We start from the raw sequence: 26,577 nt of genomic DNA, 5'->3' as shown, positions 1-26,577 counted from the left end.
CTGCAAGGAAGGCAGATCAATGGGTCGCTACGGTTGCGGCGACACCGGCTCCGGGGCTGCCGGGGCGGGCGCTTCGCTGCGCTCGCGGGCTTGGCGCTCGGCCTCCTCGGCGGCGAGCTTGTCCGCGTAGGCCTTGAGGGCGGCGGCGCGGGTCTTGTCGAGCTCGATCCGGTCGCGGCGGCGCTGTCGCTCGATCTGGTCCGCCTCGTTCAGTTCCAGCGATTCCAGTTCGCGCTGCAGGACGAAGGCCGCGAGGCCGGTCGCCAGGGGGCCGGCATCGAGGCTCCGCGCCGGGTCGGCAAGGCTGCCGGTCAGGGCGTACTGCACCGAAGGCGGGCCCGCCGGCCAGCCTGGGGGCACCGCGCCGCCGACGAGGGTACCGCGCGCGTCGAGGCGGCCTTCCCGCAGATCCTCGGTGACGCTGCCGGTCCAGCGGGCGGGGCCGAGATCGATGTCGAGGGGTCCGGCCCGCAGCACGCCGCCGACGATGGTGGCGGGGGCCGAGACCGGCGCGGGAGCCTGCGCCCCCGCCTTGCCGAGTTCCTGCGAGACCAGAGCACCGAGCCGCCCCTCGCGCAGCGGGTCCTCGGCCTCGGCGGCCAGCGCCAGGGCCCGGCCGAGGGCGGCGGGATCGAGCCCCGAGACGGCGAGGTCTTTGAGCGTCAGGCGACCGCTCCCGGCGAGGTTGGCCGCCAGCGCCGGCAGGGCGTTGGCGCTCGCCGCGAATCGCATCCCGGCGGTCAGGCGACCGGTGAGCGCGCGGCCCCCGGACAGGGCGGCGAGCGACAAATCCTCCGCGCTCCCCTCCCCCGTCACGGCGAGGCTGTCGCCCCGGCGCGCCAGGGTCGCGGTGCCGGAGAGTCGCCCGTCCGCTAGCCGCGCCGTCAGGCCGCCGAGGGTGAGGGTGTCGGGCTCCAGGCCGAGGGTGAAGGCCGCGTCCGAGGCGACGAGCCCCCGGCCGAGATCGAGGCGCGCGACACCGAGGTCGAGGCTGCCCTGCGGCCGGGCCGGGAGCGGGCCGGGGCGGCCCCCCTCCTGCGGCATGAGCAAGGCGGCCGCGAGCCGGGGCAGCGACAGCTGGGCGAGGCGCGCCCTGCCGCGCAAGGCGCCGTCGCCGCCGCGGATGAGCGTGCCCTCGACGGCGGAGCCCGCGACGGTGCCGCTGACCGCCGCCTGCGGATCGCCCCCGTCCGCGGACAGGGTCGCGGTGAGGTCGGCGGGCCATGCGCCCGGCTCCAGCCGCGCCGCGCCCGCGAGGGTGAGGAACGGGGCGAGGTCGGCCGTGCGCAGGGTGATCCGCCCGCCCTCCGGCGCCGCGCCCTTCGCGGGCAGGAGGATCGGCTGGTCGGTGCCGATGGAGAGCCCCGCCACGGTGCCGGCGAGGGTGAGGGCGAAGCCCGTCCCCTCGGGCTCCTTCGGCAGGCGCAGCTCCGAGACCGCGCCGCGCGGCTCGGCGGTGACGCGCAGGTCCGCCGGCTGTTGCAGCCCGGGGATGTCGGTGCGGCCGAACCACGATCCCGCGTGGGGGGTGGAGAGCGTGCCGTTGCCGGCCAGGATGCGTCCGTCGCGGCTGCGCACGGCGAGGTCGAGGGTGCCGCCGCCGGCCTTGCCCTTGGCCTGCACCCGCAGGCCGCCGCTCTCCGGCGCGTCCCGGTCGAGGACCACGGCGAGGTCGAGGGGCGCGGTGCGCAGGAAGGCGGGGACGGCCTGCAACTCGTCCGACCACACCCGTTCGAGCAGCCCGACCAGGGGCGCGGCGGCGGGGGCCTGGAGCCGGCCGGCGATGCGACCCGTGCCGTCCGCCGCGAGGGAGCCGGAGAGCTTGGCGCTGGCGCCCGCGAGGTCGCTCACGTCAAGGCTGTCCACTACGAGGCGGCTTCCGTCGGACTGAATCCGCGCGGCGATGGTGCCCGCCCCGGAGCCGACGCTGCCGAAGCGCACGTCCTTCGCCTGGAGGGTCAGGGCGAGGTCCATGTCGCGCAGGGCCGAGAGGGCCGTGCCGGAGGGCGGGAGGGCGGCGATGTCGAGGCCGCTCGCCAGCAGCTGCGCCTCGAACCGGCCCCGCGTGCCGGCCTCGGGGGCGACGTAGCGGGCATTGCCGCTGAGGCGGGCGGTGCCGAACCCGGCGCGCAGGTTCCGCAGGGAAAGATCGGAGGGCGAGGCCGCGACATCCGCCGAGAGGTCGAGGGGCCGCCCGTCGAACAGGCTCAGCCACGGCCCCTCGGCGCCGAGGCGGCGCAGCAGCCGCCCGAGGGCGTCCGACTGCTTGGCGAGGAGCGAGACCGGGCCGGTGAGCCGCAGGGGCGCCCCCTCGATCTCGCCGCTGGCGGTGATCCGCGCCTCGCCGGGGCCGGTCGCGGCGAGGCGCCGGATGAGGAGCCCGCCCCCCCGCTCCGCCGTGCCCGCGACCGCGATGTCGCTCCATTCGGCGGCCCCGAAGGCGGCGCTGTCCACCGCGACGTCGAGATCGAGCATCACCGGCAGGCCCCAGCCACCGCGCGGGATGCCCCGTGCCAGCAGGGCCCCGCCCTCGGTGGAGGTGAGAAAGGCGTCGAGATCGAGCCGGCGCGCCTTGAGGGCGAGAGCCGCCCGCCACTGGTGCAGGTCGAGGCGGCCGGTCCCTTCGAGGCGCAGGGTCTTGCCGCCGGGATCGATGTCCACGCTCGCCTGATCGAACCGCACCTGCGTGCCGCGCGACTTGAACGCGCCGGACAGGGTGAAGGGCAGGTAGGCGCCCGCCGCCTGGCTCGGCGGCCCGACGACGAGCCGCGCGGTGCCCTCGGCCCGCACGATGCTGGCATCCGAATCGGTGTCGTCGAGGGCGAGCCCGAACTTCGCGTCGACCTCGAACAGGGGCGAAGCGTCGCCGCCGCCGGAGATCTTCACCGGCAGACGGTCCTCGGGATCGGGCGTGCCGCTGACGGCCCGGAAGGGCACGCCGCCGCTCGTCGCCTCGATGCGCCAGGGGCCGACGAGGGAGGGCGCCTGCACCCGCACGTCGTCGGCGGTGAACTGGTCCGTCCGGCCGGTGGCGCGCACCGCCGTGGTGACGAGGAATTGCTGGATCTGAAGGTTCTCGATGGCGAGATCCTTCGTGCGCAGCCCGTCGAGGAGGCCGCGCGGCAGGTGGACCGATTCGCCCTCGCTCACCGGCAGACGGATTTCGGCCCGGCCGACCCGCGTCTCGGTGAACCGCGCCTCGCCCTTCAGGAGCGGGGCCAGCGCGATCTCGGATTTCACGAAGCGGGCGTCGAGGGCGGGGCCGTCCCGCCCGCCGACGACGAGCCGGTCGACGCGCAGGCGCGGCGAGGGCAGGAGCCGCACCTCGACCCGGCCCTGGCTCTGCACCGGCACCCCGAGGGATTGCGACAGCGTGCGGTCGATGAAGGCCCGGTGGGCCGTCCAGTCGATGAAGGGCGGAACGGCGAGCGCCGCGATCAGGACGAGGACGATCGCGCCTGCCAGCGCGGTCAGCAGATCACGCACCGTTCCCGTTCCAGACCTCTCCGCGTGCCCCCGTGGGCCGCCCGCCCGCGCCTATAGCATGAAGGGGGCGGCCCCGCGCGAGCCCTCAGCGGCCCGTGGCGCCGCCGGCCCTGGGGATGGGCGACGGGATGGGCGGCGGGGTCGGGGCGCTGCGCGGCTGGGTCATCGTCGCGCCGCTGTTCGCGGAGGGGCCGGCGCCGATCTCCTGCGAGCGCTGGGTGCTCATCCGCGACATCGAATCGTTGGCGGCGTTCGGGTTGGCCTGCTGCACCTGTGCCAGGGCCGGGGCGGCGGTGAGGGCGAGGGACAGAGAGAGAGTGGCGAGGGCGGTGAACGGACGCATGGGGGGCCTTGCGGTGTCGGATATCGAGATGTCTGACGGGTCAAGCGGTGGCCCGCGGAGGGGTTCCGGCCTCGACGCCGTTCGCGATTTGGTCCAGTGAGGGACGATGCAGAACCGCCCGAATGCCCTGCCCGCCGCGGACGGCCCCACCGCATCGATCACCGCCCGCGCCCTCGGCACGCTGAGGCGGGAGTCGGACGGCTATCTCGACGGGCTGAACCCCGAGCAGCGCCTCGCCGTCGAGACGACGGAGGGGCCGATCCTCGTGCTCGCGGGCGCGGGCACGGGCAAGACGCGGGTGCTGACCACGCGTATCGCGCACCTGATCACCACCGGCCGCGCCCGGCCCTTCGACATCCTGGCCGTGACCTTCACCAACAAGGCCGCCCGCGAGATGAAGTCGCGGATCGGGTCGCTGATCGGCCCGGCGGGCGAGGGCATGCCCTGGCTCGGCACCTTCCACGCCATCGGCACCAAGATCCTGCGCCGCCACGCCGAGATGGTGGGGCTGAAATCGGACTTCACCATCCTCGGCACCGACGACCAGCTTCGCCTGATGAAGCAGGTGCTGGCCGACCAGAACATCGACGAGAAGCGCTGGCCCGCCCGCGCCCTCGCCCACACGATCGACGGCTGGAAGAACCGCGGCCTCTCGCCGGAGCAGGTGCCGCCGGGCGAGGCGACCTCCTTCGCCTTCGGCAAGGGCGGCGCCCTCTACACCGCCTACCAGGCCCGCCTCGCGACCCTGAACGCGGTCGATTTCGGCGATCTGCTGCTGCTGTGCCTCAAGCTCTGGCGTGAGAACCCGGACGTCCTCGAAAACTACCAGGAGCGGTTCAAGTACATCCTCGTCGACGAGTACCAGGACACCAACGTCGCGCAGTACCTGTGGCTGCGGCTGCTGGCGCAGAAGCGCAAGAACGTCGCCTGCGTCGGCGACGACGACCAGTCGATCTATGGCTGGCGCGGCGCCGAGGTCGACAACATCCTGCGCTTCGAGCACGACTTCCCCGGCGCCACCGTGGTCCGGCTGGAGCGCAACTACCGCTCGACGGGGCACATCCTCGCCGCCGCCTCGGGCCTCATCGCCAAGAACGAGAGCCGGCTCGGCAAGACGCTGCGCACCGAGGACGAGCCCGGCGAGCCGGTGACGGTGACGGGCGCCTGGGATTCCGAGGAGGAGGCGCGTCTGCTCGCCGAGGCCATCGAAACGCTTCAGGTGAAGAAGCATGCGCTCTCGGAGATTGCGGTGCTGGTGCGCATCTCGGCGCAGATGCGCGAGATCGAGGATCGGTTCGTGCAGCTCGGCCTGCCCTACCGGGTGATCGGCGGCCCGCGCTTCTACGAGCGGGCCGAGATCCGCGACGCGCTCGCCTATCTGCGCGTCACCATGAACGGCAGCGACGACCTCGCCTTCGAGCGGATCGTCAACACGCCCAAGCGCGGCCTCGGCGACGCCACCTTGCAGCAACTGCACGGCTACGGCCGCGCGGAGCGGGTGCCGCTGCTCACCGCCGCCCGTCGCCTGTGCGAGACCGACGAACTCAAGCCCAAGGTCCGCCAGACCCTGCGGGCGCTGACCGAGAGCTTTTCCCGCTGGGCGCGCCTCGTGGAGAGCCAGCCGCACAACGAGGTCGCACAGACGATCCTGGAGGAATCCGGCTACACCGAGATGTGGCAGAAGGAGCGTTCCGCCGACGCCGCCGGCCGATTGGAGAACCTGAAGGAATTCGTCCGCTCCATGGAGGAATTCCCCGACATGGCGGCCTTCCTCGAACACGTCTCCCTGGTGATGGAAGCCTCCGAGGCCGAGGGCGCCGACCGCGTCTCGCTGATGACGCTCCACGCCGCCAAGGGTCTGGAGTTCGACACGGTGTTTCTCCCCGGCTGGGAGGACGGGCTGTTCCCGAACCAGCGCGCCCTGGACGAGAGCGGCCGCGCGGGCCTGGAGGAAGAGCGCCGCCTCGCCCATGTCGGCCTCACCCGCGCCCGCAAGCGCGCGAAGCTCTCCTTCGCGGTCAACCGGCGCATCCACGGGCTGTGGTCCTCGACCATCCCCTCGCGCTTCATCGATGAGTTGCCCGCCGCCTCGGTGGATGTGGTGGACGCCCCCGCCCATTATTCGGCCGGCGCCTCGCGCTTCGACCGCAACCCGCAGCCCTTCGGATCGAGCTACGGCACGCCGGGCTGGCAGCGGGCGCAAGAGCGCACGAATGCCAATACCGGCGGGCGCGGCTTCGGCGCCTCGCCCGGCCGGCGGGGCACGGCCTCGTCGGGCCCCCGGCAGATCGAGGGCGAGTTGATCGCCAAGTCGACGGGCACGCCCTCCGCCTACAGCACGGGGCAGCGGGTCTTCCACACGAAGTTCGGCCCCGGCGAGGTCGCGGCGGTGGACGGCAACAAGCTCACGGTCGATTTCGACAAGGCGGGGCGGAAGATGGTCCTCGACAGCTTCGTCCAGCCCGCCTGAGCGTGGCCGCCGGGACACGGCGGCCCGGGACGGAATTGGACTTCGCGCCTTTCCGGCCCTCCGGCCCGAAACCGTCACCCGCGAGTCACACCCGGTGAACAAATCTGGCGCGCAGCCGATTTTGGTGTGTTGGTTGCTTCGCCGGCTCCGTTCCGGGGGTGAAATGGTTTACTCTCCACAGGCAACCTTCGAAGCCCTGGAACTTCGATGAGCGCCAAGAATTGGCCCATCGCTATGCTTGAAAGTAGCAGGAGTACGTAGACTACGTCGGTTCAGGTACACGTCCAGATAGGCCAGCCCCGTTGGAGTGTTGACCCATGAAGAGACGCCGCGCACGCCTTGAATTGGTTGAAGACCGAACGACCCGCCTCCACCGCACACGGTTCGACGAGGAGCGGCATCTTAGCCCGATACAACCTCTCACCGATCGCCAGGCCGAGTATCTCGAAGCCCTCGGCCGCTCCCCCCAAGTCATCGTCCTCGGCCCCGCCGGCACCGGCAAGACCTTCATCGCCGGGACCCGCGCCGCCGACCAGCTTCGCCAGCGCCGCATCGCCAAGGTGGTCATCACGCGGCCCAACGTGCCCTCCGGCCGGTCGCTCGGCTTCTTTCCCGGAACCCTCGAAGAGAAGATCGCCCCCTGGGTCGCCCCGCTCACCGAGGCGATGAAGGAGCGGATGGGTGCGGGCGCCTTCGAGATCGCCCTCAAGGCCGGGGACATCGAGATCGTCCCCTTCGAGGTGATGCGCGGACGCACCTTCAAGAACTGCCTCGTGATCCTCGACGAGGCGCAGAACACCACCACCAACGAGATCAAGATGTTCCTGACCCGCATCGGTGACGATTGCCAGGTCATCATCAACGGCGACGTGTCCCAGACCGACCTGCGGGAGACCTCGGGCCTGCGCACGGTCATCCACCTCGTGAAGAGCCGGATGATGCCGATCCCGATCGTGGAGTTCACCCGCGCGGACATCGTCCGCTCCGGCATCTGCGCAGAATGGGTCGCAGCCTTCGAGGAAACGAATCTCTGACCTAACCGTTACACACGGCGGATCGGCGACGGTCCGCCGTGCCCTCGCGGGCACGAGAAAGCTCCCCGAACCTCCCCCAGTGGGAGGACAAACCGGGTGTCATCCCGGCAAACGGAAGAATTGGAGTCTCCCTCGTGAGGAAACTGACCCTGACCGCCGCCGCCTTCGCGTCCCTGTTCGGCGCGGCGCTGGCGACCCCCGCCCTTGCCGTCCCCGCTTCCCCGACCGCGATCGCCGCCCCCGAGGCCATGACCACGGACGTGCGCATGTCGCCGATGGAGCGCCGGATGATGCACCGTCGTATGGAGCGCCGCATGATGCACCGGCACATGGAGCGCCGCATGATGCGCCGCCACATGGAGCGCCGGATGATGCGCCGCGGCATGTAAGCCGTTCGGCGCCTTCCGGTCGCGACCGGAGGGCGCCACCCCTCGACCGACGACGAACCGATCCGAGCCGGGCCGGCGTTGCCCCGGCGCCGCAAGATTCTTATGTCGGGGCGCACGCGGTCCCCGGATTTGCCAGCGCCGCCGGCGCGGCGTCCGGCGACCCTTCCGGGAGACGGACGATGCCCCCCTCCAACCGCCTGTTCGACGACCTCGCCCGCCTGATGACCGACGCCGCCGGAGCCGCCCAGGGCGTGCGCCGCGAGGCCGAGACGGTCGTCCGCGCCCAGGCCGAACGGCTGATCCGCGACCTCGACGTGGCCTCCCGCGAGGAGCTGGACGTGCTGCGCGACCTCGTCACCACGCTCCGCACCCAGAACGACGCCCTCACCGCCCGCGTCGCCGCCCTCGAAGCCAAGGCAGGCCCCGCCGCCGGGGTCACGGGCCTGAGCGAAGGGGCTTGATTTCGGCGGAAATGGTTTTGCACAGGAAGCCGCCCCGGCGATTCCGTTTCCTGTTCACCGATCCCGCAATCGGCTTTGTGTCGCGAGTCGCGCCCGGTTTATATTGGGTCATGGACTGATTCGGGGCAGGCGGAAGGATGAGAGCGGACGTTTCCTAGTCGTTCTCGTTGTCCACCTCCCTATCGGCCAAACAACTCTCGATCTCGGGGCGTCGAGGCGCCCCTCGCCACGTGGTCATTGCGCCGGCACGGAGAGTATCCGCGCCGTCAACTTGGATCGTCATGCCGCTGCTTCACATCGACTATCACGATCCGAACCGGACCGAGCACCCGCTCGACGTGGTCGAACGGCTGGCTTCGCTGCGCGACTGGATCTTCGACCGGGCGGAAACGGACGAGATGTCCGTGAACAGTCCCGGCCGGTGGACCGACTATCACGTCGCCTTCACCTGGATCGAGGACGTGGAGGCCCTGCACGTGGCCTGTGCCTTCGACCTGAAGGTGCCGGAGCGCCGTCGCCCCGAGATCCAGAAGCTGATCGGCCTCGTGAACGAGCAGCTCTGGATCGGCCATTTCGACCTGTGGTCGAGCGACCACGTGGTGATGTTCCGCCACTCCCTGCTCCTGGCGGGCGGGGTGGTGCCGACCCAGCCGCAATGCGCGACCATGATGAAATGCGCGGTCGATGCCTGCGAGCGCTACTTCCAGGCGTTCCAGTTCGTTCTCTGGGCGGGCAAGAACGCCCGTGAGGCCCTCGACGCCGCCCTGTTCGAGACCGAAGGCGAGGCGTGAGCGCCCGGCCGGGCATGCCCGCCTCGCTGATGCTGGTCGGCGCGGGCAAGATGGGCGGGGCGATGCTGGAGGGCTGGCTGGAGGCCGGCCTCGACCCGGCCGCCACCGTCGTGCTCGACCCGGCGCCCTCCGAGACGATGGCGCAGCTCTGCGCCGACCGGGGTGTCGCCCTCAACCCGCCCGACCCCGCCCCGGCGGCCGTGCTGGTGCTCGCGATCAAGCCCCAGGGGCTCGACGCGGCCGCGCCCGGCCTCGACCGGCGGATCGGGCCGGACACCCTCCTCGTCTCGGTGCTGGCCGGCAAGACCGTCGCGGATCTGCGCGGGCGCCTGCCGGCGGCGCGGGCCGTGGTGCGGGCGATGCCGAACCTGCCGGCGAGCATCGGCCACGGCGCGACGGGGGCCTTCGCCAACGGCGCGGTCTCCGAGGGACAGCGGGCGAGCGCCGACGCGCTGCTCGCGGCCTCGGGCATGGTCGCGTGGCTCGACGACGAGGCGATGATCGACGCCGTGACCGCCGTGTCGGGCTCCGGCCCGGCCTATGTCTTCCTCCTGGTCGAGACCCTGGCCCAGGCCGGGATCGAGGCGGGGCTCCCGCCGGCGGTGGCGACGCGGTTGGCGCGGGCGACGGTGGCCGGCGCGGGCGCCCTGCTCGACGCCGACTCGACCGAGGCCGGCGCCCTGCGGCAGGCCGTGACCTCCCCCGGCGGCACCACGGCGGCGGCCCTTCAGGTGCTGATGGCCGAGGACGGGATGGCGCCGCTGATGCGCCGGGCGGTGGCCGCCGCCCAGCGCCGCGCGGGCGAATTGTCGGGCTGAACCGGGGGGCCTTCCTTCTGCGGCATCCCGCGCCCGCCCCTGACATGGGGCGGGTCCGCGCCTAAATGGGGGGCAGGACAGACCGGAACGACGACCTGCGATGACTGATCCCAAAGGCCCGACCAAGCGCCCCCGCAAGGCCGCCGCGCCCGCCGCTTCCGCCGCCGCCACCGAGGCGCCCGCCGCCGCGCCGGAGCGCGAGGAGGCCCCGGCCGCCCCGAAGCCGGCGCCGCGCGAAGCCGCCGTCGAGGCACTGATGCGGCTCGCCGCCGAGCAGCCCTGGAACGACATCGAGGTCAGCGACATCGCCCGCGAGGCGGGGATGACGCTCGGCGAATTGCGCGAACTGTTCCCCTCCAAGGGCGCCGTGCTCGGCGGCCTCGCGCGGATCATCGACCGGAAGGTGCTGGAGGGCGACGGCACGGACCTCGCCGACGAGCCGACGCGGGAGCGCCTGTTCGACGTGCTGATGCGCCGCCTCGACGCGATGACCCCCTACAAGACCGCCCTGCAGCGGATCTCCTACTCCCTGCGCGGCGACCCGTTCTCGCTGCTCGCCCTCAACGGCGTGATGCTGAACTCGCACCGCTACATGCTGGCCGCCGCCGGCATCGACACCGAGGGGCCGCTCGGCCAGCTCAAGCTGCAGGGCGTAGTGATCGCCTTCGCCCGCGTGACGCAGGTGTGGCTGGAGGACGAGGATCCGGCGCTCGCCCGGACCATGGCCCGGCTCGACAAGGAGATCCGCAACGGCGAGCGGTTCATGGAGCGGGCGGAGGACGTCCGCCGCCTCACCGCCCCCCTGCGCGCCGTGGGCCGCTCCCTCCTCGACCGCCGCTCGCGGGCGGATCGGGAGGACAACCTTCGCGACGAGCCGCCTGCCTCGACCTCATCCTGAGGTCGTGGAGGGTCGGGGTGCCTCTCAGGACAGCCGCCCGGCCAGCACGTCCCGCACGGTGCCGACCACCTCGCCCCCGGTGAGGCGGTCGCGGTCCACGGTGAGGGCGTCGGGGATCATGTCGGCGATGCCGTCGTCGGTGTCGTCGCTGGCGAAGACGATGCGCAGGTTCGGCCGCAGCACCCGCGCCTCCACGGCGAGGCGGCTGCAGCACAGGTTGCCCTGCAAAGCCGTATCGATGACCAGCACATCCACGGGCAGGCCCAGCGCCAGCACCGTCATCGCGTCGACCCCACGGTCGCAGAGCGTGGCCTGATAGCCGACGCGGTGCACATGCGCCGCCGCCTCGTCGCGCCAGCGCTTGTCGTGCCCCACCACGAGCACCTGGATGCGGTAGCAACCCCCGGTAGCGGAAGGAAACCGTACGGAGGGTCCGACGGCGGTTGATCCCATGCGCGTAAGACCACCACTTCGCGTTGCAATGCGGCATGCTATGCCGTGATCTCGTTTTCGCGCAAGGGAGGAACCGCGAAATTGCCCCAAAGGGCGCCTGTTCTGCCCAAGGGGGAGGCATGCGCCGAAGGTGGCGCCGTATGAGGCAACGGCCTCCGGAACCGGTTGACGCGGCGGGGGCCCGGCGGGCAACACCAATGGGCGGCCGGCTCTCAGCCGGATCACGGAGCTTCCGATTCGATGTCGTCCAAGCCGTCGCCCGTTTCGCCCCTCGCGCCGACCTCCTATCCCGACCTGCCGCCGGTCGCCGGGGTGCGCCTCGCCACCGCCCAGGCCGGCATCCGCTACAGCGGGCGCACCGACGTGCTGTTCGTCGGGCTCGATGCCGGCACCCGGGCGGCGGGGGTGTTCACCCGCTCGAAATGCCCCTCCGCGCCGGTCGATTGGTGCCGTGACGCCCTTGCCAACGGCGGGGCCCGCGCCCTCGTGGTGAATTCGGGCAACGCCAACGCCTTCACCGGCCGGCTCGGCCGCGAGGCCGTGGCGCTCACCGCCCGGATCGCCGCGCAGGCCGCCGCCTGCGCCGAGGACGAGGTCTACATCGCCTCGACCGGGGTGATCGGCGAACCCCTGCCGGCCGAGCGGTTCGAGGGCGTGCTCGCCGAGTGCGCGGGCCGGGCGCGGGACGGCGCCGAGGCCTGGGCCGAGGCCGCCCACGCCATCATGACCACCGACACGTTCCCCAAGCTCGCCACCCGCGAGGCCGAGATCGGCGGCACCAGGGTGCGCATCAACGGCATCGCAAAGGGCGCGGGCATGATCGCCCCCGACATGGCGACGATGCTCGCCTTCGTGTTCACCGACGCGGCGCTCTCCCAGGGGGCGGCGCAGGCCCTGCTGGCGCAGGGCGCGAACGACAGCTTCAACTGCGTGACCGTCGATGGCGACACCTCGACCTCCGACACGCTGATGCTGTTCGCCACCGGACAGGCCGGCAACGCCGAGGTGGCGGATGCCGCCGACCCGGCGCTCGCCGGCTTCAAGGCGGCGCTGGACGACCTGCTCGCGGAACTGGCGCAACTCGTCGCCCGCGACGGCGAGGGCGCGCGCAAGTTCGTGACGGTGCGGGTCGGCGGCGCCGAGAGCGACGCCTCCGCCCACCGGATCGCGATGTCCATCGCCAACTCGCCGCTGGTGAAGACCGCCGTGGCCGGCGAGGACGCCAACTGGGGCCGCGTCGTGATGGCGGTCGGCAAGGCCGGCGAGCCCGCCGACCGCGACCGCCTCGCGATCTGGTTCGGGGATGTCCGCGTCGCCGTCGAGGGCGCCCGCGACCCCGCCTACAGCGAGGATGCGGCGAGCGCCGTGATGCGGGAGCCGGAGGTGGAGATCCGCGTCGATCTCGGCCTCGGTTCGGGGAAGGCGCGGGTGTGGACCTGCGACCTGACCAAGGGCTACATCGAGATCAACGGGGATTACCGCTCGTGAGGGCGGCCCCCCTCGCCCTCCTCGCGCTGCTGGCCGGCGGGGCCGCCCGCGCCGACGACCGACCCTGCGAGCGGCACGTCAGCGTCACCGGGCACGCCGCCTCCGCGCAGGCGCCGGATTTCGCCGAGGTCGCCGTCGGCATCGAGGCGAAGGGCGCCAACGCCGCCGCCGCCCTCGACGCCGCCTCGAAGGCCGTGGCGGGTCTCACCGCCGCCGCCCGCGACGCCGGCCTGTCGTCGGCGGAGATCGGCACGGCGGCGGTGAGCCTCCAGCCCGCCACCCGCGCGGTCAACCGGCCGGGGGGCGTCACCGAGGAGCCGGACGGCTACGCGGCGACCAACATCGTGCGCCTGCGCGTCGGCGACATGGCTCGCCTCGGCGACCTCCTGCGGCGGATCCTCGATTCGGGCGCGAACCGCATCGACGGCATCACCTTCGGCCTGCGCGACCCGGAGGCGGCCCGCGCCGCCCTGCAGGTCGCCGCCGCCAAGGATGCCCGCACCCGCGCCGCCGCCCTCGCCGAGGCCGTGGGCGCGAAGCTCGGGAGCCTCTGCACCCTCACCGCCCTCGACACCGGCCCCGGGCCCTTCGCCATGCGCGCCATGGCGGCGCCCTCCCCCAAGGCGCGGCCGGTGCCGGTGGAGGCCGGCAGCATCGAGAGCGCGGCCTCCGTCTCGGCCACCTTCGCCCTCGACCGATGAGCGGCCTTCGCCTCCTCATCGTCGTCGCCGTGGCCCTCGTGGATGCGGACGGGCGCGTGCTGGTGAGCGAGCGCCCCGCCGGCAAGCAGCTCGCCGGCCTGTGGGAATTCCCCGGCGGCAAGGTCGAGCCCGGCGAGCGCCCGGAGGAGACCCTGATCCGCGAGCTGGCGGAAGAACTCGGCATCACGGTCGAAGAGCCCTGCCTCGCGCCCCTCACCTTCGCGAGCCACCCCTATCCGGACTTCCACCTGCTGATGCCGCTCTACATCTGCCGCCGCTGGGAGGGCACGCCGCGCTCCCTGGAGGGGCAGGCCCTGAAGTGGGTGTCTCCGAAGGCCCTGCGCGACCTCGCCATGCCCCCGGCCGACGCGCCGCTGATTCCGTTCCTCATCGACCTGCTCGGATAGCCACGGCAAAATATTTTTGCCGGCACGTCAAGTCGAAGCCGGGCGCGGAAATGCGTCCGGCTTCGTCGTTTCAAGCATTTCGCAGCGCACCATTGCATACGGTTCGTGCTGCGTCCGCGAGAAAGGCCGGCTGAACCAGCAAATCAAAAAATTTGACGGGCGGAATCCCTGGCCACAAGTAAAATAAGCGCCGAACACGGGTCACCAAGAAACACCGGAGGAGGCGCCGCATGGACGTTCACGAGTACCAGGCCAAGGAGCTGCTCGCGAGCTTCGGCGTCGCGGTTCCGAAAGGCGCCATCGCCTTCAGCCCGGACCAAGCGGTCTACGCGGCCACCGAACTCGGCGGCTCCTTCTGGGCCGTGAAGGCGCAGATCCATGCCGGCGCCCGCGGCAAGGCCGGCGGCATCAAGCTCTGCCGGACCTACAACGACGTCCGCGACGCGGCCAAGGAACTCCTCGGCAAGCGCCTCGTCACGCACCAGACCGGCCCCGAGGGCAAGCCGGTCCAGCGCGTCTACGTCGAGACCGCCGACCCCTTCGAGCGCGAGTTGTATCTGGGCTTCGTCCTCGACCGGAAGGCCGAGCGCGTCCGCGTCATCGCCAGCCAGCGCGGCGGCATGGAGATCGAGCAGATCGCCGCCGAGGAGCCGCAGGCGCTGATCCAGGTCGTGGTGGAGCCCGCCGTCGGCCTGCAGCAGTTCCAGGCCCGCGAGATCGCGTTCAAGCTCGGCCTCAACATCAAGCAGGTCGCCGCCGCCGTGAAGACGATCATGAACGCCTACCGGGCGTTCCGCGATTGCGACGGCACGATGCTGGAGATCAACCCGCTGGTCGTCACCAAGGACGACCGGGTGCTGGCCCTCGACGCCAAGATGTCCTTCGACGACAACGCCCTGTTCCGCCGCCCCGGCATCGCGGACATGCACGACCCGTCCCAGGGCGACCCGCGCGAGGCCCAGGCCGCCGAGCACAACCTCAGCTACATTGGCCTCGAGGGCGAGATCGGCTGCATCGTCAACGGCGCCGGGCTGGCCATGGCCACGATGGACATGATCAAGCACGCGGGTGGTGAGCCGGCGAACTTCCTCGATGTCGGCGGCGGCGCCTCCCCCGAGCGCGTGGCGACCGCCTTCCGGCTGGTCCTCTCGGACCGCAACGTGAAGGCGATCCTCGTCAACATCTTCGCCGGCATCAACCGCTGCGACTGGGTGGCCGAAGGCGTCATCCAGGCCGCCCGCGAGGTGAAGATCGACGTGCCGCTGGTGGTGCGGCTGGCCGGCACGAACGTCGAGGCCGGCAAGAAGATTTTGGCCGAAAGCGGCCTCGACCTCATCACCGCCGACACGCTGACCGAGGCCGCGCGCAAGGCGGTCGACGCCTGCAACGCCGCCAAGAACAACCGCTGAGCCAAGGGGGGAGATCGCGCCATGAGCATCCTCATCGACGAAACCACGCCGATCATCGTCCAGGGCATCACCGGCGACAAGGGCACCTTCCACGCCAAGGAGATGCTGGATTACGGCTCCAACGTCGTCGGCGGCGTCACGCCCGGCAAGGGCGGGCGCACCCATCTCGGCCTGCCGGTGTTCAACACCGTGAAGGAGGCCGTGGAGGCGACCGGCGCCACCACCTCGATCACCTTCGTCGCCCCGCCCTTCGCCGCGGACGCGATCATGGAGGCGGCCGATGCGGGCCTGCGCCTCGTCTGCTCCATCACCGACGGCATCCCCGCCCAGGACATGATGCGGGTGAAGCGCTACCTCTACCGCTATCCCAAGGAGAAGCGGACGATGGTGGTGGGCCCGAACTGCGCGGGCATCATCTCGCCCGGCAAGTCGATGCTCGGCATCATGCCCGGCCACATCTACCTGAAGGGCAATGTCGGCGTGATCTCGCGCTCCGGCACCCTCGGCTACGAGGCCGCCTCGCAGCTGAAGGAACTCGGCCTCGGCATCTCGACCTCGGTGGGCATCGGCGGCGACCCGATCAACGGCTCGTCCTTCCTCGACCACCTCGCCCTGTTCGAGATGGACCCGGACACCGACGCGGTGCTGATGATCGGCGAGATCGGCGGCCCGCAGGAGGCCGAGGCCTCGGCCTGGATCCGGGACAACATGTCGAAGCCGGTGATCGGCTTCGTCGCCGGCCTCACCGCCCCGAAGGGCCGCCGCATGGGCCATGCCGGCGCGATCATCTCCGCGACCGGCGACAGCGCCGCCGAGAAGGCCGAGATCATGAAGAGCTACGGCCTCACCGTGGCGCCGGATCCCGGCTCCTTCGGCCAGACCGTCGCCGACGTGCTCGCGCGGGCGGCGTAGCCCCTCCCCTCCCCCCTCTGCGGGGGAGGGACACCCATTTCGCCCAAACCGAACGTGACAAAGGGCTACCCCATGCCCACGACGCTTCACGCCAGCCCGGCCTCGGTCACTGGCTTCGCGCCGCCGGTCATCACCGGCACCTCGTCCGAGGGCGCGCTGGACATCCTGTTCCAGGCCCTGCTCGACGTCGCCCGCCGGCACGATCCCGAGCTGGAGGCGGTGCTGCACGGCACCGCCGACATCTCGCGCTTCTCGCCGGAGATGCTGGCCCGCGCCCTCCAGGTGCAGGGGATCTGGTTCCAGCTGATCTCCATCGCGGAGCAGAACGCCGCCATGCGCCGCCGCCGCCATACGGAGCGCACGGAGGGGCGCGCGGCGCTGGGCGGGTCCTTCGCGAAGGTGTTCTCCGAGGCCCGCGCCCGGGGCATCCCGCCGGAGACGATCCAGGCGCTACTCAACGACCTGCGCATCCGCCCGACGCTCACCGCCCACCCCACCGAGGGCAAGCGCGTGACCGTGCTGGAGAAGTTCCGCCGCATCTACCTCGTGCTGCGCGAGCTGGAGATGCCGCGCTGGACCGACCGCGAGCGCAACGGCCTGATGAACGAGCTGCGCGACCAGATCGAACTGGTCTGGATGACGGGCGAGCTGCACCTCGAGAAGGCGACCGTCGAGCGCGAGGTCGCCTGGGGCCTGCACTTCTTCGATGAATCGCTCTTCGAGATGCTGCCGGAGACCATGGTCTCCCTGGAAGAGTCGCTGAGCGAGGCCTATCCCGACACCCCGTTCAAGGTGCCGCCCTTCTTCCAGTTCGGCTCGTGGATCGGCGGCGACCGGGACGGCAACCCCTTCGTCACGGCGGCGGTGACGCGCACCACCCTGCAGCGCAACGCTCTGGCCTCGCTGAGCCGCTACCGCGACGGCGTGCGCGAACTCGGCCGCACCCTGTCGCTCACCGAGCGGACGCTTCCCGTGCCCCCGGCGTTTCGCGACGCCCTGACGCACCAGTTGTCCGAGAGCGGGCAGGCGCGGGCCATCGAGCGGCGCAACCCCGGCGAGGCCTATCGCCAGTACCTGTCCTGCGTCCTGCGCAAGATCGAAGCGACCATCGCCCGCAACGAGGGGCGGCACCCCTCCGGCCCGGATTATCCGAGCGCGGATGGCTTGATCGAGGACCTGCGCACCCTGGAACGGGGCCTCGCCGACGCGAAATGCAGCGCCCTGGCCCGCGACCTCGTGCGGCCGGTGCGGCGGATGGTGGAGATCTTCCGCTTCTCAACGGTGCGCCTCGACCTGCGCGAGAACACCACCCGCACCAGCGAGACCCTGCGCGCCCTGTGGCAGCAGGAGAACGGCGAGGGCGAGCCCCCGGCCCTCGATTCCCCCGCGTGGCGGTCCTGGCTCGATGCCAGCCTCGCCCGGCCGCGCAACCCCGAGCGCTCCTTCGAGAACCTGCCGGACGCCGCCCGCGAGACGCTGGCCACCTTCGCCCTCGTGGCCGAGATGCGCGAGAACCTCGACCGCGAGGCCTTCGGCGCCTTCGTCCTGTCGATGACTCGCTCGGTCCCGGACATCCTCGGCGCCTACCTGCTCGCCAAGGAGGCGGGGGTGTTCCTCGACGCCTCGGGCACCGAGATCTGCCCGCTGCCCATCGTGCCGCTGTTCGAGACCATCGACGACCTGCGCGCCGGCCCCGCGATCATGCGCGAATTGCTCGCCGTGCCGGTGGTGCGCCGCTCCACCCGCTGGCAGGGCGGAGTGCAGGAGGTGATGATCGGCTATTCCGACTCGAACAAGGATGGCGGCTTCGTCGCGGCGAACTGGGAGCTCTACAAGGCGCAGAGCAAGCTGACGCGGCTCGGTCAGGAACTCGGCGTGCCGATCGCCTTCTTCCACGGGCGCGGCGGCTCGGTGAGCCGGGGCGGCGTGCCGACCCATCGCGGCATCGCGGCCCAGCCGCCGGGCTCGATCCGGGGACGCTTCCGCATCACCGAGCAGGGCGAGGTCGTCTCGTTCAAATACGCGAACCGGGGCACCGCCGCCTACCAGATGGAATTGCTCGCGGCCTCGGTGTTCGAGCACGCGCTCGCCGGGGACGGCAACGGCCAGCCGGCGGGGCACGACGACGCCCTGGAAGCCCTCGCGGGGGCCTCGCGGGCGGCCTACGTCAACCTGCTCAACACACCGGGCCTCGTCGATTACTTCCAGGCCGCGAGCCCGCTGGACGAGATCGCGCTCCTCAACATCGGCTCGCGCCCGGCCCGGCGCTTCGGCGCGCGCTCGCTCTCGGACCTGCGGGCGATCCCGTGGGTGTTCGCGTGGTCGCAGAACCGGCACGTCGTGACCGGCTGGTACGGCGTCGGGTCGGGGCTCGCGAGCTTCATCGACGTGCGCGGTCGGGAGGGCGAGGCCACCCTGAAGCGCCTGTTCGCCGATTCGCGGGTGCTGCGCCTCGTGCTCGATGAGGTCGAGAAGACGCTGCTGATGGTCGATCTCGACATCGCCCGCGCCTATGCCGGCCTCGTGCCGGATGCGGGCATCCGCGACCGGATCTTCTCCGCCATCGAGGCCGAATACGCCCTGACGCGGGAGATGGTGCTGCGGGTGAGCGGCGGCTCGGAACTGGCCGAGCGCTTCCCCCTGTTCCGCGACCGCCTGAAGGGGCGTCTGCCGACGATCAATCAGGTGTCCCGCGAGCAGGTCGAACTGCTCGCCCGCTACCGCAGCGAGACGGACGAAGACCGGAAGGAGGCGGTGAAATCCGCCCTCCTCCTGTCGATCAACTGCATCGCCGTCGGCTTCGGGGCGACCGGGTGAGCGCGACACCCCGGCGGCCCTGTTCGGACGGGTCGGCGGCCCCAGTTGAAACCCCGGCGCGCCCCATCCCACCCGCGCGGGACAAGATTACCCAAGGAGGAAAACACGAATGAGCTTCACCCTGATCCAACAGGCCAAGGCGCGCCTGCACCGCTCGGAACTCGCCGTTCCCGGCTCGAACCCGACCTTCATGGAGAAGTCGGCCTCCTCGGCCGCCGACGTGATCTTCCTCGACCTCGAGGATGCCGTCGCGCCTGACGACAAGGAGCAGGCCCGCAAGAACATCATCCAGGCGCTGAACGACCTGGATTGGGGCACCAAGACCATGATGATCCGCATCAACGGTCTCGACACCCACTACATGTACCGGGACGTGGTGGACATCGTGGAGGCCTGCCCGCGCCTCGACATGATCCTGATCCCCAAGGTCGGCGTGCCGGCCGACGTCTACGCCATCGACGTGCTCACCACCCAGATCGAGCAGGCCAAGAAGCGCGAGAAGAAGATCGGCTTCGAGGTGCTGATCGAGACCGCGCTCGGCATGGCCAACGTGGAGGCCATCGCCCAGTCCTCGAAGCGCCTGGAGGCCATGTCCTTCGGCGTGGCCGACTACGCCGCCTCGACCCGCGCCCGCTCCACCGTGATCGGCGGCGTGAACCCCGACTTCTCGGTGCTGACCGACAAGGACGAGTCCGGCGCCCGCCAGACCCATTGGCAGGACCCGTGGCTGTTCGCCCAGAACCGGATGCTGGTGGCCTGCCGCGCCTACGGCCTGCGTCCGATCGACGGCCCGTTCGGCGACTTCTCCGATGCGGACGGCTACCGCTCGGCGGCCCGCCGCTGCTCGGCCCTGGGCTTCGAGGGCAAGTGGGCGATCCACCCGAGCCAGATCGAGCTCGCCAACGAGGTGTTCACCCCTTCCGAGGCCGAAGTGACCAAGGCCCGCCGCATCCTGGAAGCGATGCAGGAGGCCGCCAAGGCCGGACGCGGCGCCGTCTCCCTCGACGGCCGCCTCATCGACATCGCCTCGATCCGCATGGCCGAGGCGCTGATCGAGAAGGCCGACGCGATGCGCTGACCGCGCACACCGGATAGGAGGCGTGACTTCGGTTGCGCCTTCTGTCCGTCCTGATAGGGATATTGTCGCGGGCCTGACCAGCCCGCCCGTGATGGGCCGCACGCGGCCGGTTGCGGCCGGGAGTAAGCGAATGGTCTTCGCTCTGACGATCGTCAGAAGAGCAGACGGCGAGTGGAGAGTTCATCTCCGCCTCGCCGTCCACGTGTTCGGTCTGACATGGCTAAACCCTAACGGGTGATCGCCAGGAGCCGGTGTAGCCATCACCGGCTCCGCTCCCGAATATAGGCGAAATCGCCCGCCGCGCCAAGGACCGACGCTTTCGGTTGCGCTGCTCAAATCCAACTTGATAGGAAAGTTTCCGCGGGCCTCACCAGCCCGCCCGTGACGGGCCGCACGCGGTCGGTTGCGGCCGGGAGTCAAGCGAATGGTCTTCGCTTTGGTGGTCGTCAGGAAGGGAAACGGCGAGTGGAGAATTCAGCTCCGCCTCGCCGTCCATCCAATCTTCCTGAAATGGCTAAACCCTAACGGGTGATCGCCAGGGATCGGTGTATGCCGCACCGATCCCACTCCCGAATGATAAGCCAAATCGCCCGCCGCGCCAAGAACCGGCGAAGCCTCCCCCTCAAGACAATGGAACGCCTGTCAGAACGGGCGGTCGTTCGGCAACCGGGCGGCGGCGATCTCCTCCGGCGTGGGGTCGCGCCGCAGCGTGATGCCCTCCCGCCAAGTCTCCGCGATGAGGCCGAGCCGGGCGAAGCCGTCGAGCCAGCCGTCCATCGGCCAGATCCCATGGCGATCATGGAAGCGCTGCGCGTTGGCGACGATGTCGCGGAAATGCTGCAGGGGCGGGTCGTAGGCCGCATGGTGCTGGTGGAAGGCCAGCGGGCCGCCGAGGAACAGGATCGGCACCCCCATCGCCGCCGCGCGGAAGGCAATGTCCGTGTCCTCCGCGCCGTAGCCGGAAAAGGTCTCATCGAACCCGCCGAGCCGGTCGTAGGTCGCGGCCCGCACCGCGAAGGCCAGCGACCAGAACAGGCCGGGCTGCGGCGAGGGGACGATCCCGCTCTCCGGAAAATGCCGCACCGGATGCAGGTGCCCCGCCGCCGCGAGGTCGGCCTCGCGCCAGCCGTCCCGCACGGCGCCCGCCGGGAGGTAGCGCACCGCGCAGCAGATCAGCCCGTCGCGCTCCGCGACCGCCGCCGCGAGGCCCGCGACGAGATCCGCCGAGGGGATGCAATCGACATCGAGATAGACCAGCGTCTCGGCCTCGCCCGCCGCCCGGCGCCCGGCATTGCGCGCCGCCGCCAGGGGCAGGCCCTCGCCCGCGAGGGGGACCCGCTCCACGGGGAAGGGCAGCGGCGGCAGGGGCGTCGTGTCCCCGCCCATCTCCACGACGATGCAGCGATCCGGCGCCCGCCCCCGGGCCAGCCCCTCGAGGAGCCGCGCGAGATGCGCGCCCCGCCCCTTGTTCAGGGTGACGACCGCGAGGCTCATGCGGGGATTGCCACGAAGCGCTCGCTCGGCCCGCACAGGCGCTCGATCATCGCCGGCTCCAGGCGGAATCCGGTGGGGTCGTCGCTGATGAGGCCGGTGGTCTGCGATTCGTGGGCCTGGACCGCCTTCGCCTTGGTGGCCGCATGGGCCGACACGTCGAGGCGCATCCCCTGCGGTGGGGGGCCGACCTCGGTCTCCGGCGGCAGGGTCCAGCCCCAGACGGGGTATTCGTAGATCTTCACGCCGGGCATGTGCCGCCGGGCGAGGCCGACGATGGCGGCGGAGGCCTTGTGGTCGCAATGGGGATCGTGCCGCCACGTCACGAACACGGCGCTCGCTGAACTCGCCCGCGCCGCCTCGGCCACAGCGAGCGCCGCCGCCTCGGCTTCGTGCCCCTCGCTCGGGACGTGGGCGTCGGGCAGGCGCAGGAAGGTGACGTGGGCGGGGTCCATGCCGAGCGTTGTGACGGCGCGGCGGGTCTCGTCCTCGCGTAAGGAGCGCAGCCGCTCGGGCGGGTAGAGGGCGGAATGGGTGTGCGAGCCGCAGCCGTCGCTTACCACGACGAGGCGCACGACGCGGCCCTCGGCGCGGGCGGCGGCGATGAGCCCGCCGCAGCCGAGGCTCTCGTCGTCCGGGTGCGGCGCGACCACGACGAGGCCGCCGGGCCCAGCCAGGGCATCGAGGGTGCCGAACGGCAGGGAATCGGCGGCGGCGAGGAAATCGTCGGCACGCATCGCGGTCGGGGCTCTCCAGGTTCGGCCGGACCATCGGTCAGGCCGGCTGAACGGGCCCTGAGCGCGCTAGCGGTCGTTCTCGGTCGTCAGGTTGCCGAGCCGGGTGCCCTCGTCGACGCCCCGCGCCTCGCCGAGGCTCACCCCCGGCTGGGGCGATTCGGTGAAGACGATGCCGGCGGCGGTCAGCGCGCTGCGCAGCACCTCGATCTGCCCCGAGGGCGAATCACCGTAGCCGTTCTCGAAACTCGTCACGAGGGAGGCCTCGCAGCCCGCCTTCTCCGCGAGGTCCGACTCGGACCAGCCGAGCAGGCCGCGCGCCGCCCGCGACTGCGCCGGGCTCATCGCCAGGGGCACCGCGCCGCTCTGGACGCCTTCGTCGGATCCCGTCACGCCAACCCTCCCGTCACTGCGTCCACAACGGCGTGCGCACGGCAACGTTTCCCTGCGGCGCCCGCCATGATCATAATTGTGCTGAAATTCGCCGCCATGGACGCCGACGCCGGAACCGCCGGGGGGCGGGCGCCGGATGGCTAATCCGCGCGAACGCGCGACTGAAGGGGCAGAACGATGAGAGCGGTGCTGATCGCCACGCTGGCCTGTACCGTGACGGCCGCGAGCGTGTTCGTGACGAACGAGGCGCAGGCGCAGATGGGCGGTCCGTCCACAGGCTACGGCAAGGGCTATCGCCGCCCCGGCGGCGAGGAGGGCAAGAAGCCCCAATACGTGCCGGGTGCCAAGGCGCAGGAAAAGAACTTCCCCCTCGATTCCACCTGGACGGCGGTGAGCCTGAACGGCAAGCCCTTCGGCGGCGCCGACCGGCCGAGCTTCATCGTGGACAAGCAGTACCGCGCCCGCGGCTACGGCGGCTGCAACACCTTCGCGGCCACCGCCTTCCCGCTCAAGGAGCAGCACATCGCGGTGGGGCCCCTCGCCCTCACCAAGAAGTCCTGCGACAAGTCCCTGGCCGCCACCGAGCAGGCGTTCTTCGTCGCCCTGCGCACGGCAGCCGCCTGGGACCTCGTCGGCTCGCAACTGGTGCTGAAGAGCCCGAACGGCGAGCTGAAGTTCGACCGCGCCCTGTAAGACTCTGTTCATGACGATCCGTGAAAGCCGCCCCGGTTGAGGCGGCTTTCAGGGCTTCCGGTATTCTCTACGTCCCGCGACAGGGAGGTGGCGTATGCCGGTCGGATCGGGTGCAGGACGAGGCGATGCGGCCGGGCGTGCCCCGGCTCCGGTGAGCGCCGCCGGACCCCGCAGTTTCAACCCCCTCGCCCTGTGGATCGCCGCCGCCTCGCCGCTGGCCGCGACCCTGCTCCTCCTCTCGCGGCTGGCCGCCTGATCCGGCCTCCCGCCACCCGGTGACCGCCATCCCCGACGCCGATCCGAAGCCCGCCGCCCCCCGGCGCGGCGCCCCTCTGCTGCTCGGGCTGCTCGGGCTGCTGCCGCCCCTGGTGCTCGGCCTCCTGTGGGAAGGGGGCGTCGCGGCGGGCCTGTTCTCCGGTCGCCTGCTGCCGCCGCCGAGCCGGATCGGGGCGACCCTCTGGGGCCTCGCCGCCTCGGGCGACCTCGCCACCCATGTCGAGGCGACGCTGACCCGCGTCGGCCTCGGCTTCGCCTTCGGGGCGCTCGCGGGCATCCTGGCCGGGGCCCTGGTCGCCACCCTGCCCCGCCTGCGCGCCCTCATCGATCCGAGCCTGCAGGCGCTCCGCGCCGTGCCCTCCCTCGCCTGGGTGCCGCTGTTCATCCTGTGGTTCGGCATCCTGGAGACGCCGAAGGTGCTGCTGATCGCGGTGGGCGTGTTCTTCCCGGTCTATGTCGGGGTGGCGGGCGCCATCGCCTCGGTGGACCGCAAGCTCGTGGAGGTCGGCCGCGTGTTCCGCCTGTCGAAGGCGGCGCAGGTCCGGCGGATCCTGCTCCCGGCCGTGCTGCCGGCCACCCTCACCGCCCTGCGGACGGGGCTGGGCCTCGGCTTCCTGTTCGTGGTGGCGGCGGAACTGATGGGCGCGTCCGAGGGCCTGGGCTACCTGCTGGTCGACGGCCAGCAATTCGGCAAGCCGGACCAGATCCTGGCCGCGATCATCGCCTTCGCCGTGGTCGGCAAGCTCGCCGACGCGCTCCTCGTCGGCCTCACCGCGCCGCTGGTGCGTTGGCAGGATACGGCGCGCGATTCGCTCTGATCAGCGCTCGCGGCGCTCCCCGGGGGCGTCCGCACCACTATCGTCGCGGAGCTCGTCCCGCGCCGGGCGGGGCGCGGGCGATTCGACCGGCGGGAACAGCCGCGCCAGCCCGGCGGCGACGCCGTAGAGGACGGGATCGGCATTGGGGCCGTCGAGCGGCGGGTGGAGATCACTCTTCAGCATTGTCGTGGTCCGGCCTTCGCAACGGATGGCGATTACCGGCCTTCACACCATTGACGGTCAGCGCAGGGTCAATGCGGCACGCGCGACTTTGTTGCAGGACGCTCCAGCTTTTTCCTACGGAAGAATTTTTTTCCTTCACTGAGTGTCGCGGCGCGGCACCCGTGAGAGGAAAAAGCTCAGCCGCGGCGGCGGAGGATCACCGCGTCGGGCGGGGCCGGCAGGGGGCAGGCGGCGGGCCGCACGGTCATGATCACCGCGCTCCGGCACTGGGCCCGGCAGCTCTGCGCGGCCTCGATCTGATCGCGCCCGCAGCCTTCGGCGAAGCAGAGCCGGCCCAGATCCTCACAGGTGGCGAGGAAGCGGCCGAGGGGCGCCGGCCGCAGCAGGTCGGCCGCCGGGGCGGGCGCGGCGGCGAACAGGCCCAAGAGACCGACAGCGAACTTCCAACGTGTCATCGCGCCCTCCGGGACCCCACTTAGCATTGGCAGGCCGGACGCACCTGTGCCATTCCCGCGACAGGGAGCGGGGACCGGGAACGGCCCCGAGACAATCGGAGCGCGGCGTGCTCGCCATCGGCGACCTGACCAAGACCTATGCCGACGGCACGCGGGCGCTGGAGGGCATCGCGCTCACCGTGCCGGCGGGGGAGATCCTGGCGCTGGTCGGCGGCTCCGGCTGCGGCAAGACCACCCTGCTCCGCCTGATCGCGGGCCTCGACCGGCCGAGCGCGGGGGCGATCACCCTCGACGGCGAGGCCATCGCCGGCCCCCACGCGAGCGTCGGGCTGGTGTTTCAGGAGCCGCGCCTGCTGCCCTGGCTCGATGTCGCCGCCAATGTCGGCTTCGGCCTGTCCGCCCTGAAGCGCGGCGAGCGCCGGGCGCGGGTGATGCACGCCCTGGAGCGGGTCGGCCTCGCGGACCATGCCGGGCGCTGGCCCCGCGACCTTTCGGGCGGCCAGCAGCAGCGGGTCTCCATCGCCCGCGCCTTCGTGGCCGAGCCGCGGGTGCTGCTCCTCGACGAGCCGTTCTCCGCGCTCGACGCCTTCACCCGCAAGGATCTGCACGGGCATCTCCTCGCCCTGTGGGAGGAGCACCGGCCGACGGTCGTGCTCGTCACGCACGATGTCGGGGAGGCGGTGGCCCTGGCCGACCGGGCGGTGGTGATGCGCCCCCGCCCCGGACGCCTCGACGAGACGATCCGCATCGGCCTGCCGCGCCCGCGCGATCCGGCCTCGCCGCAGAGCGAGGCCTCGGTGCGGGCGATCCTCGCCGCCCTCGACCGTTCGCTGAAACCCACGCCGGCCCGCGCCGACGCCGCCCCCACCAACGCCAACTGGTGGTAGCCCCCCCGACCGGAGAGACGCCATGCCCCTCTACGCCCTCGACGCGCACGTCCCCCAGCTCGCCGACCCGAACCGCACCTGGATCGCGCCGGACGCGGCGGTGATCGGGCAGGTGCATCTGGGCGTCGACGTGGGGATCTGGTTCGGGGCGAGCCTGCGGGGCGACAACGAGCCGATCCGCATCGGCGACCGCAGCAACGTGCAGGAGGGCGTGGTGATGCACGTCGATCCGGGCTTCCCGCTGACCCTCGGCGAGGACGTCACCGTTGGCCACGGGGCCATCGTCCACGGCTGCACGATCGGCGACGGCACGCTCATCGGCATGGGCGCGACGGTGCTGAACGGGGCGAGGATCGGGAAGGGCTGCCTCGTCGGCGCCAACGCGCTGGTCACGGAGGGCAAGGAATTCCCAGACAACAGCCTGATCGTCGGCGCGCCGGCCAAGGCGATCCGGGTGCTGGACGAGACGGCGGTCGAAGCCCTGCGGGACTCCGCGCGGCGCTACGTCGAGAACGGGCAGCGGTACAAGGCGGGGCTGCGGCGGGTGGATTGAGCGTGAGGGCCCCTCTCCCCGCCTGCGGGGAGAGGGCTGAGCCCCCCTTGCCGGGGGCGAAGCGAGGCGGCAGCCGGGGGTGAGGGGGTCGCCCGGAGATGTCTCATCCGGCAAGCCCCCTCACCGCCGCTTCGGCTTC

General features: G+C 71.5%; 27 protein-coding genes. 19 read left to right on the top strand and 8 right to left on the bottom strand.

The window, feature by feature from the left end; genetic code table 11:
- Window positions 1-27 precede the first annotated feature (27 nt).
- Together AAHF99_RS02300 and AAHF99_RS02295 are read right to left on the bottom strand one after the other, a co-directional pair.
- Entirely contained in the window at window positions 28-3,486 is a 3,459-nt protein-coding gene (locus AAHF99_RS02300; RefSeq protein ID WP_342162481.1) for an AsmA-like C-terminal region-containing protein, read from the bottom strand.
- 85 nt (window positions 3,487-3,571) lie between these two features.
- Entirely contained in the window at window positions 3,572-3,829 is a 258-nt protein-coding gene (locus AAHF99_RS02295; protein WP_342162480.1) for a hypothetical protein, read from the bottom strand.
- A gap of 106 nt (window positions 3,830-3,935) precedes the next feature.
- Between AAHF99_RS02295 and AAHF99_RS02290 the strand changes: the two genes are divergently transcribed.
- From AAHF99_RS02290 to AAHF99_RS02260, 7 genes are all read left to right on the top strand, one after another.
- Window positions 3,936-6,299: an ATP-dependent helicase gene (locus tag AAHF99_RS02290; RefSeq protein ID WP_342162479.1), complete on the top strand. Its 2,364-nt coding sequence runs from the start codon at window positions 3,936-3,938 to the stop codon at window positions 6,297-6,299.
- A gap of 317 nt (window positions 6,300-6,616) precedes the next feature.
- Window positions 6,617-7,333, top strand: coding sequence for a PhoH family protein (locus tag AAHF99_RS02285; protein WP_342162478.1), 717 nt, complete (start codon window positions 6,617-6,619; stop codon window positions 7,331-7,333).
- A 134-nt stretch (window positions 7,334-7,467) separates the two neighbouring features.
- On the top strand, window positions 7,468-7,722 hold the full coding sequence (locus tag AAHF99_RS02280; RefSeq protein WP_342162477.1) for a hypothetical protein: 255 nt from the start codon (window positions 7,468-7,470) through the stop codon (window positions 7,720-7,722).
- Window positions 7,723-7,901: 179 nt separating this feature from the next.
- Complete coding sequence (locus AAHF99_RS02275) at window positions 7,902-8,183, top strand: accessory factor UbiK family protein (protein ID WP_342162476.1); 282 nt, start codon at window positions 7,902-7,904, stop codon at window positions 8,181-8,183.
- 281 nt (window positions 8,184-8,464) lie between these two features.
- Window positions 8,465-8,974, top strand: a complete 510-nt coding sequence (locus tag AAHF99_RS02270) for a type III secretion system chaperone family protein (RefSeq protein ID WP_243959244.1) — start codon at window positions 8,465-8,467, stop codon at window positions 8,972-8,974.
- 14 nt (window positions 8,975-8,988) lie between these two features.
- On the top strand, window positions 8,989-9,792 hold the full coding sequence (gene proC / locus AAHF99_RS02265; RefSeq protein WP_342162866.1) for a pyrroline-5-carboxylate reductase: 804 nt from the start codon (window positions 8,989-8,991) through the stop codon (window positions 9,790-9,792).
- Window positions 9,793-9,892: 100 nt separating this feature from the next.
- Window positions 9,893-10,690, top strand: a complete 798-nt coding sequence (locus tag AAHF99_RS02260; RefSeq protein ID WP_342162475.1) for a TetR/AcrR family transcriptional regulator — start codon at window positions 9,893-9,895, stop codon at window positions 10,688-10,690.
- Window positions 10,691-10,714: 24 nt separating this feature from the next.
- On the opposite strand, the gene AAHF99_RS02255 is transcribed toward AAHF99_RS02260, so the two are convergent.
- On the bottom strand, window positions 10,715-11,143 hold the full coding sequence (locus tag AAHF99_RS02255; RefSeq protein ID WP_342162474.1) for a response regulator: 429 nt from the start codon (window positions 11,141-11,143) through the stop codon (window positions 10,715-10,717).
- A gap of 240 nt (window positions 11,144-11,383) precedes the next feature.
- Here AAHF99_RS02255 and argJ point away from each other — a divergent pair, with 240 nt between their 5' ends.
- The 7 genes from argJ to AAHF99_RS02220 all read left to right on the top strand — a co-directional run bounded on the left by argJ (window position 11,384) and on the right by AAHF99_RS02220 (window position 19,955).
- Entirely contained in the window at window positions 11,384-12,631 is a 1,248-nt protein-coding gene (gene argJ, locus AAHF99_RS02250) for a bifunctional glutamate N-acetyltransferase/amino-acid acetyltransferase ArgJ (protein ID WP_342162473.1), read from the top strand.
- The gene (locus AAHF99_RS02245) at window positions 12,628-13,332 is read left to right on the top strand and encodes an SIMPL domain-containing protein (RefSeq protein WP_342162472.1); all 705 of its coding nucleotides are present in this window, start codon (window positions 12,628-12,630) and stop codon (window positions 13,330-13,332) included. Before argJ ends, AAHF99_RS02245 begins: the two co-directional genes overlap by 4 nt.
- Window positions 13,329-13,739, top strand: coding sequence for a (deoxy)nucleoside triphosphate pyrophosphohydrolase (locus tag AAHF99_RS02240; RefSeq protein WP_342162471.1), 411 nt, complete (start codon window positions 13,329-13,331; stop codon window positions 13,737-13,739). The genes AAHF99_RS02245 and AAHF99_RS02240 overlap by 4 nt, the downstream gene beginning before the upstream one ends.
- Window positions 13,740-13,969: 230 nt before the next feature.
- Window positions 13,970-15,148 carry a malate--CoA ligase subunit beta gene (locus AAHF99_RS02235; RefSeq protein WP_412759819.1) on the top strand — a complete coding sequence of 393 codons (1,179 nt, stop codon included), beginning with the start codon at window positions 13,970-13,972 and terminating at the stop codon, window positions 15,146-15,148.
- A gap of 21 nt (window positions 15,149-15,169) precedes the next feature.
- Window positions 15,170-16,060 carry a succinate--CoA ligase subunit alpha gene (gene sucD, locus AAHF99_RS02230; RefSeq protein ID WP_243959259.1) on the top strand — a complete coding sequence of 297 codons (891 nt, stop codon included), beginning with the start codon at window positions 15,170-15,172 and terminating at the stop codon, window positions 16,058-16,060.
- Between the two features lie 72 nt (window positions 16,061-16,132).
- Entirely contained in the window at window positions 16,133-18,877 is a 2,745-nt protein-coding gene (locus tag AAHF99_RS02225) for a phosphoenolpyruvate carboxylase (RefSeq protein WP_342162470.1), read from the top strand.
- A 109-nt stretch (window positions 18,878-18,986) separates the two neighbouring features.
- Window positions 18,987-19,955 (top strand): HpcH/HpaI aldolase/citrate lyase family protein, encoded by a 969-nt coding sequence (locus AAHF99_RS02220; protein ID WP_342162469.1) that lies wholly within the window; start codon window positions 18,987-18,989, stop codon window positions 19,953-19,955.
- A gap of 642 nt (window positions 19,956-20,597) precedes the next feature.
- On the opposite strand, the gene AAHF99_RS02215 is transcribed toward AAHF99_RS02220, so the two are convergent.
- From AAHF99_RS02215 to AAHF99_RS02205, 3 genes are all read right to left on the bottom strand, one after another.
- Entirely contained in the window at window positions 20,598-21,449 is an 852-nt protein-coding gene (locus AAHF99_RS02215; protein ID WP_342162468.1) for a glycosyltransferase family 2 protein, read from the bottom strand.
- Window positions 21,446-22,183: a PIG-L deacetylase family protein gene (locus AAHF99_RS02210; RefSeq protein WP_342162467.1), complete on the bottom strand. Its 738-nt coding sequence runs from the start codon at window positions 22,181-22,183 to the stop codon at window positions 21,446-21,448. The genes AAHF99_RS02215 and AAHF99_RS02210 overlap by 4 nt, the downstream gene beginning before the upstream one ends.
- Window positions 22,184-22,249: 66 nt before the next feature.
- On the bottom strand, window positions 22,250-22,573 hold the full coding sequence (locus AAHF99_RS02205; protein WP_342162466.1) for a helix-turn-helix domain-containing protein: 324 nt from the start codon (window positions 22,571-22,573) through the stop codon (window positions 22,250-22,252).
- A 177-nt stretch (window positions 22,574-22,750) separates the two neighbouring features.
- Here AAHF99_RS02205 and AAHF99_RS02200 point away from each other — a divergent pair, with 177 nt between their 5' ends.
- The 3 genes from AAHF99_RS02200 to AAHF99_RS02190 all read left to right on the top strand — a co-directional run bounded on the left by AAHF99_RS02200 (window position 22,751) and on the right by AAHF99_RS02190 (window position 24,360).
- A complete protein-coding gene (locus tag AAHF99_RS02200) occupies window positions 22,751-23,266 on the top strand; it encodes an META domain-containing protein (RefSeq protein WP_342162465.1) in 516 nt (171 codons plus the stop codon).
- A 94-nt stretch (window positions 23,267-23,360) separates the two neighbouring features.
- Window positions 23,361-23,522, top strand: a complete 162-nt coding sequence (locus tag AAHF99_RS02195; protein WP_342162464.1) for a hypothetical protein — start codon at window positions 23,361-23,363, stop codon at window positions 23,520-23,522.
- A gap of 76 nt (window positions 23,523-23,598) precedes the next feature.
- Window positions 23,599-24,360 (top strand): ABC transporter permease, encoded by a 762-nt coding sequence (locus AAHF99_RS02190; RefSeq protein WP_342162865.1) that lies wholly within the window; start codon window positions 23,599-23,601, stop codon window positions 24,358-24,360.
- Here AAHF99_RS02190 and AAHF99_RS02185 read toward each other — a convergent pair whose 3' ends face one another.
- Window positions 24,361-24,543, bottom strand: coding sequence for a hypothetical protein (locus AAHF99_RS02185; protein ID WP_342162463.1), 183 nt, complete (start codon window positions 24,541-24,543; stop codon window positions 24,361-24,363).
- A 176-nt stretch (window positions 24,544-24,719) separates the two neighbouring features.
- Window positions 24,720-24,998, bottom strand: coding sequence for a hypothetical protein (locus AAHF99_RS02180; protein WP_342162462.1), 279 nt, complete (start codon window positions 24,996-24,998; stop codon window positions 24,720-24,722).
- Between the two features lie 107 nt (window positions 24,999-25,105).
- Here AAHF99_RS02180 and AAHF99_RS02175 point away from each other — a divergent pair, with 107 nt between their 5' ends.
- Window positions 25,106-25,885: an ABC transporter ATP-binding protein gene (locus tag AAHF99_RS02175; RefSeq protein ID WP_342162461.1), complete on the top strand. Its 780-nt coding sequence runs from the start codon at window positions 25,106-25,108 to the stop codon at window positions 25,883-25,885.
- A 22-nt stretch (window positions 25,886-25,907) separates the two neighbouring features.
- On the top strand, window positions 25,908-26,438 hold the full coding sequence (locus tag AAHF99_RS02170; protein ID WP_342162460.1) for a gamma carbonic anhydrase family protein: 531 nt from the start codon (window positions 25,908-25,910) through the stop codon (window positions 26,436-26,438).
- Window positions 26,439-26,577 lie beyond the last annotated feature (139 nt).

It is taken from the genome of Methylobacterium litchii, from assembly GCF_038442315.1.
GTDB classification, from domain to species: Bacteria; Pseudomonadota; Alphaproteobacteria; order Rhizobiales; family Beijerinckiaceae; genus Methylobacterium; species Methylobacterium litchii.
This window is presented reverse-complemented; position numbering and strand designations above follow the sequence as displayed.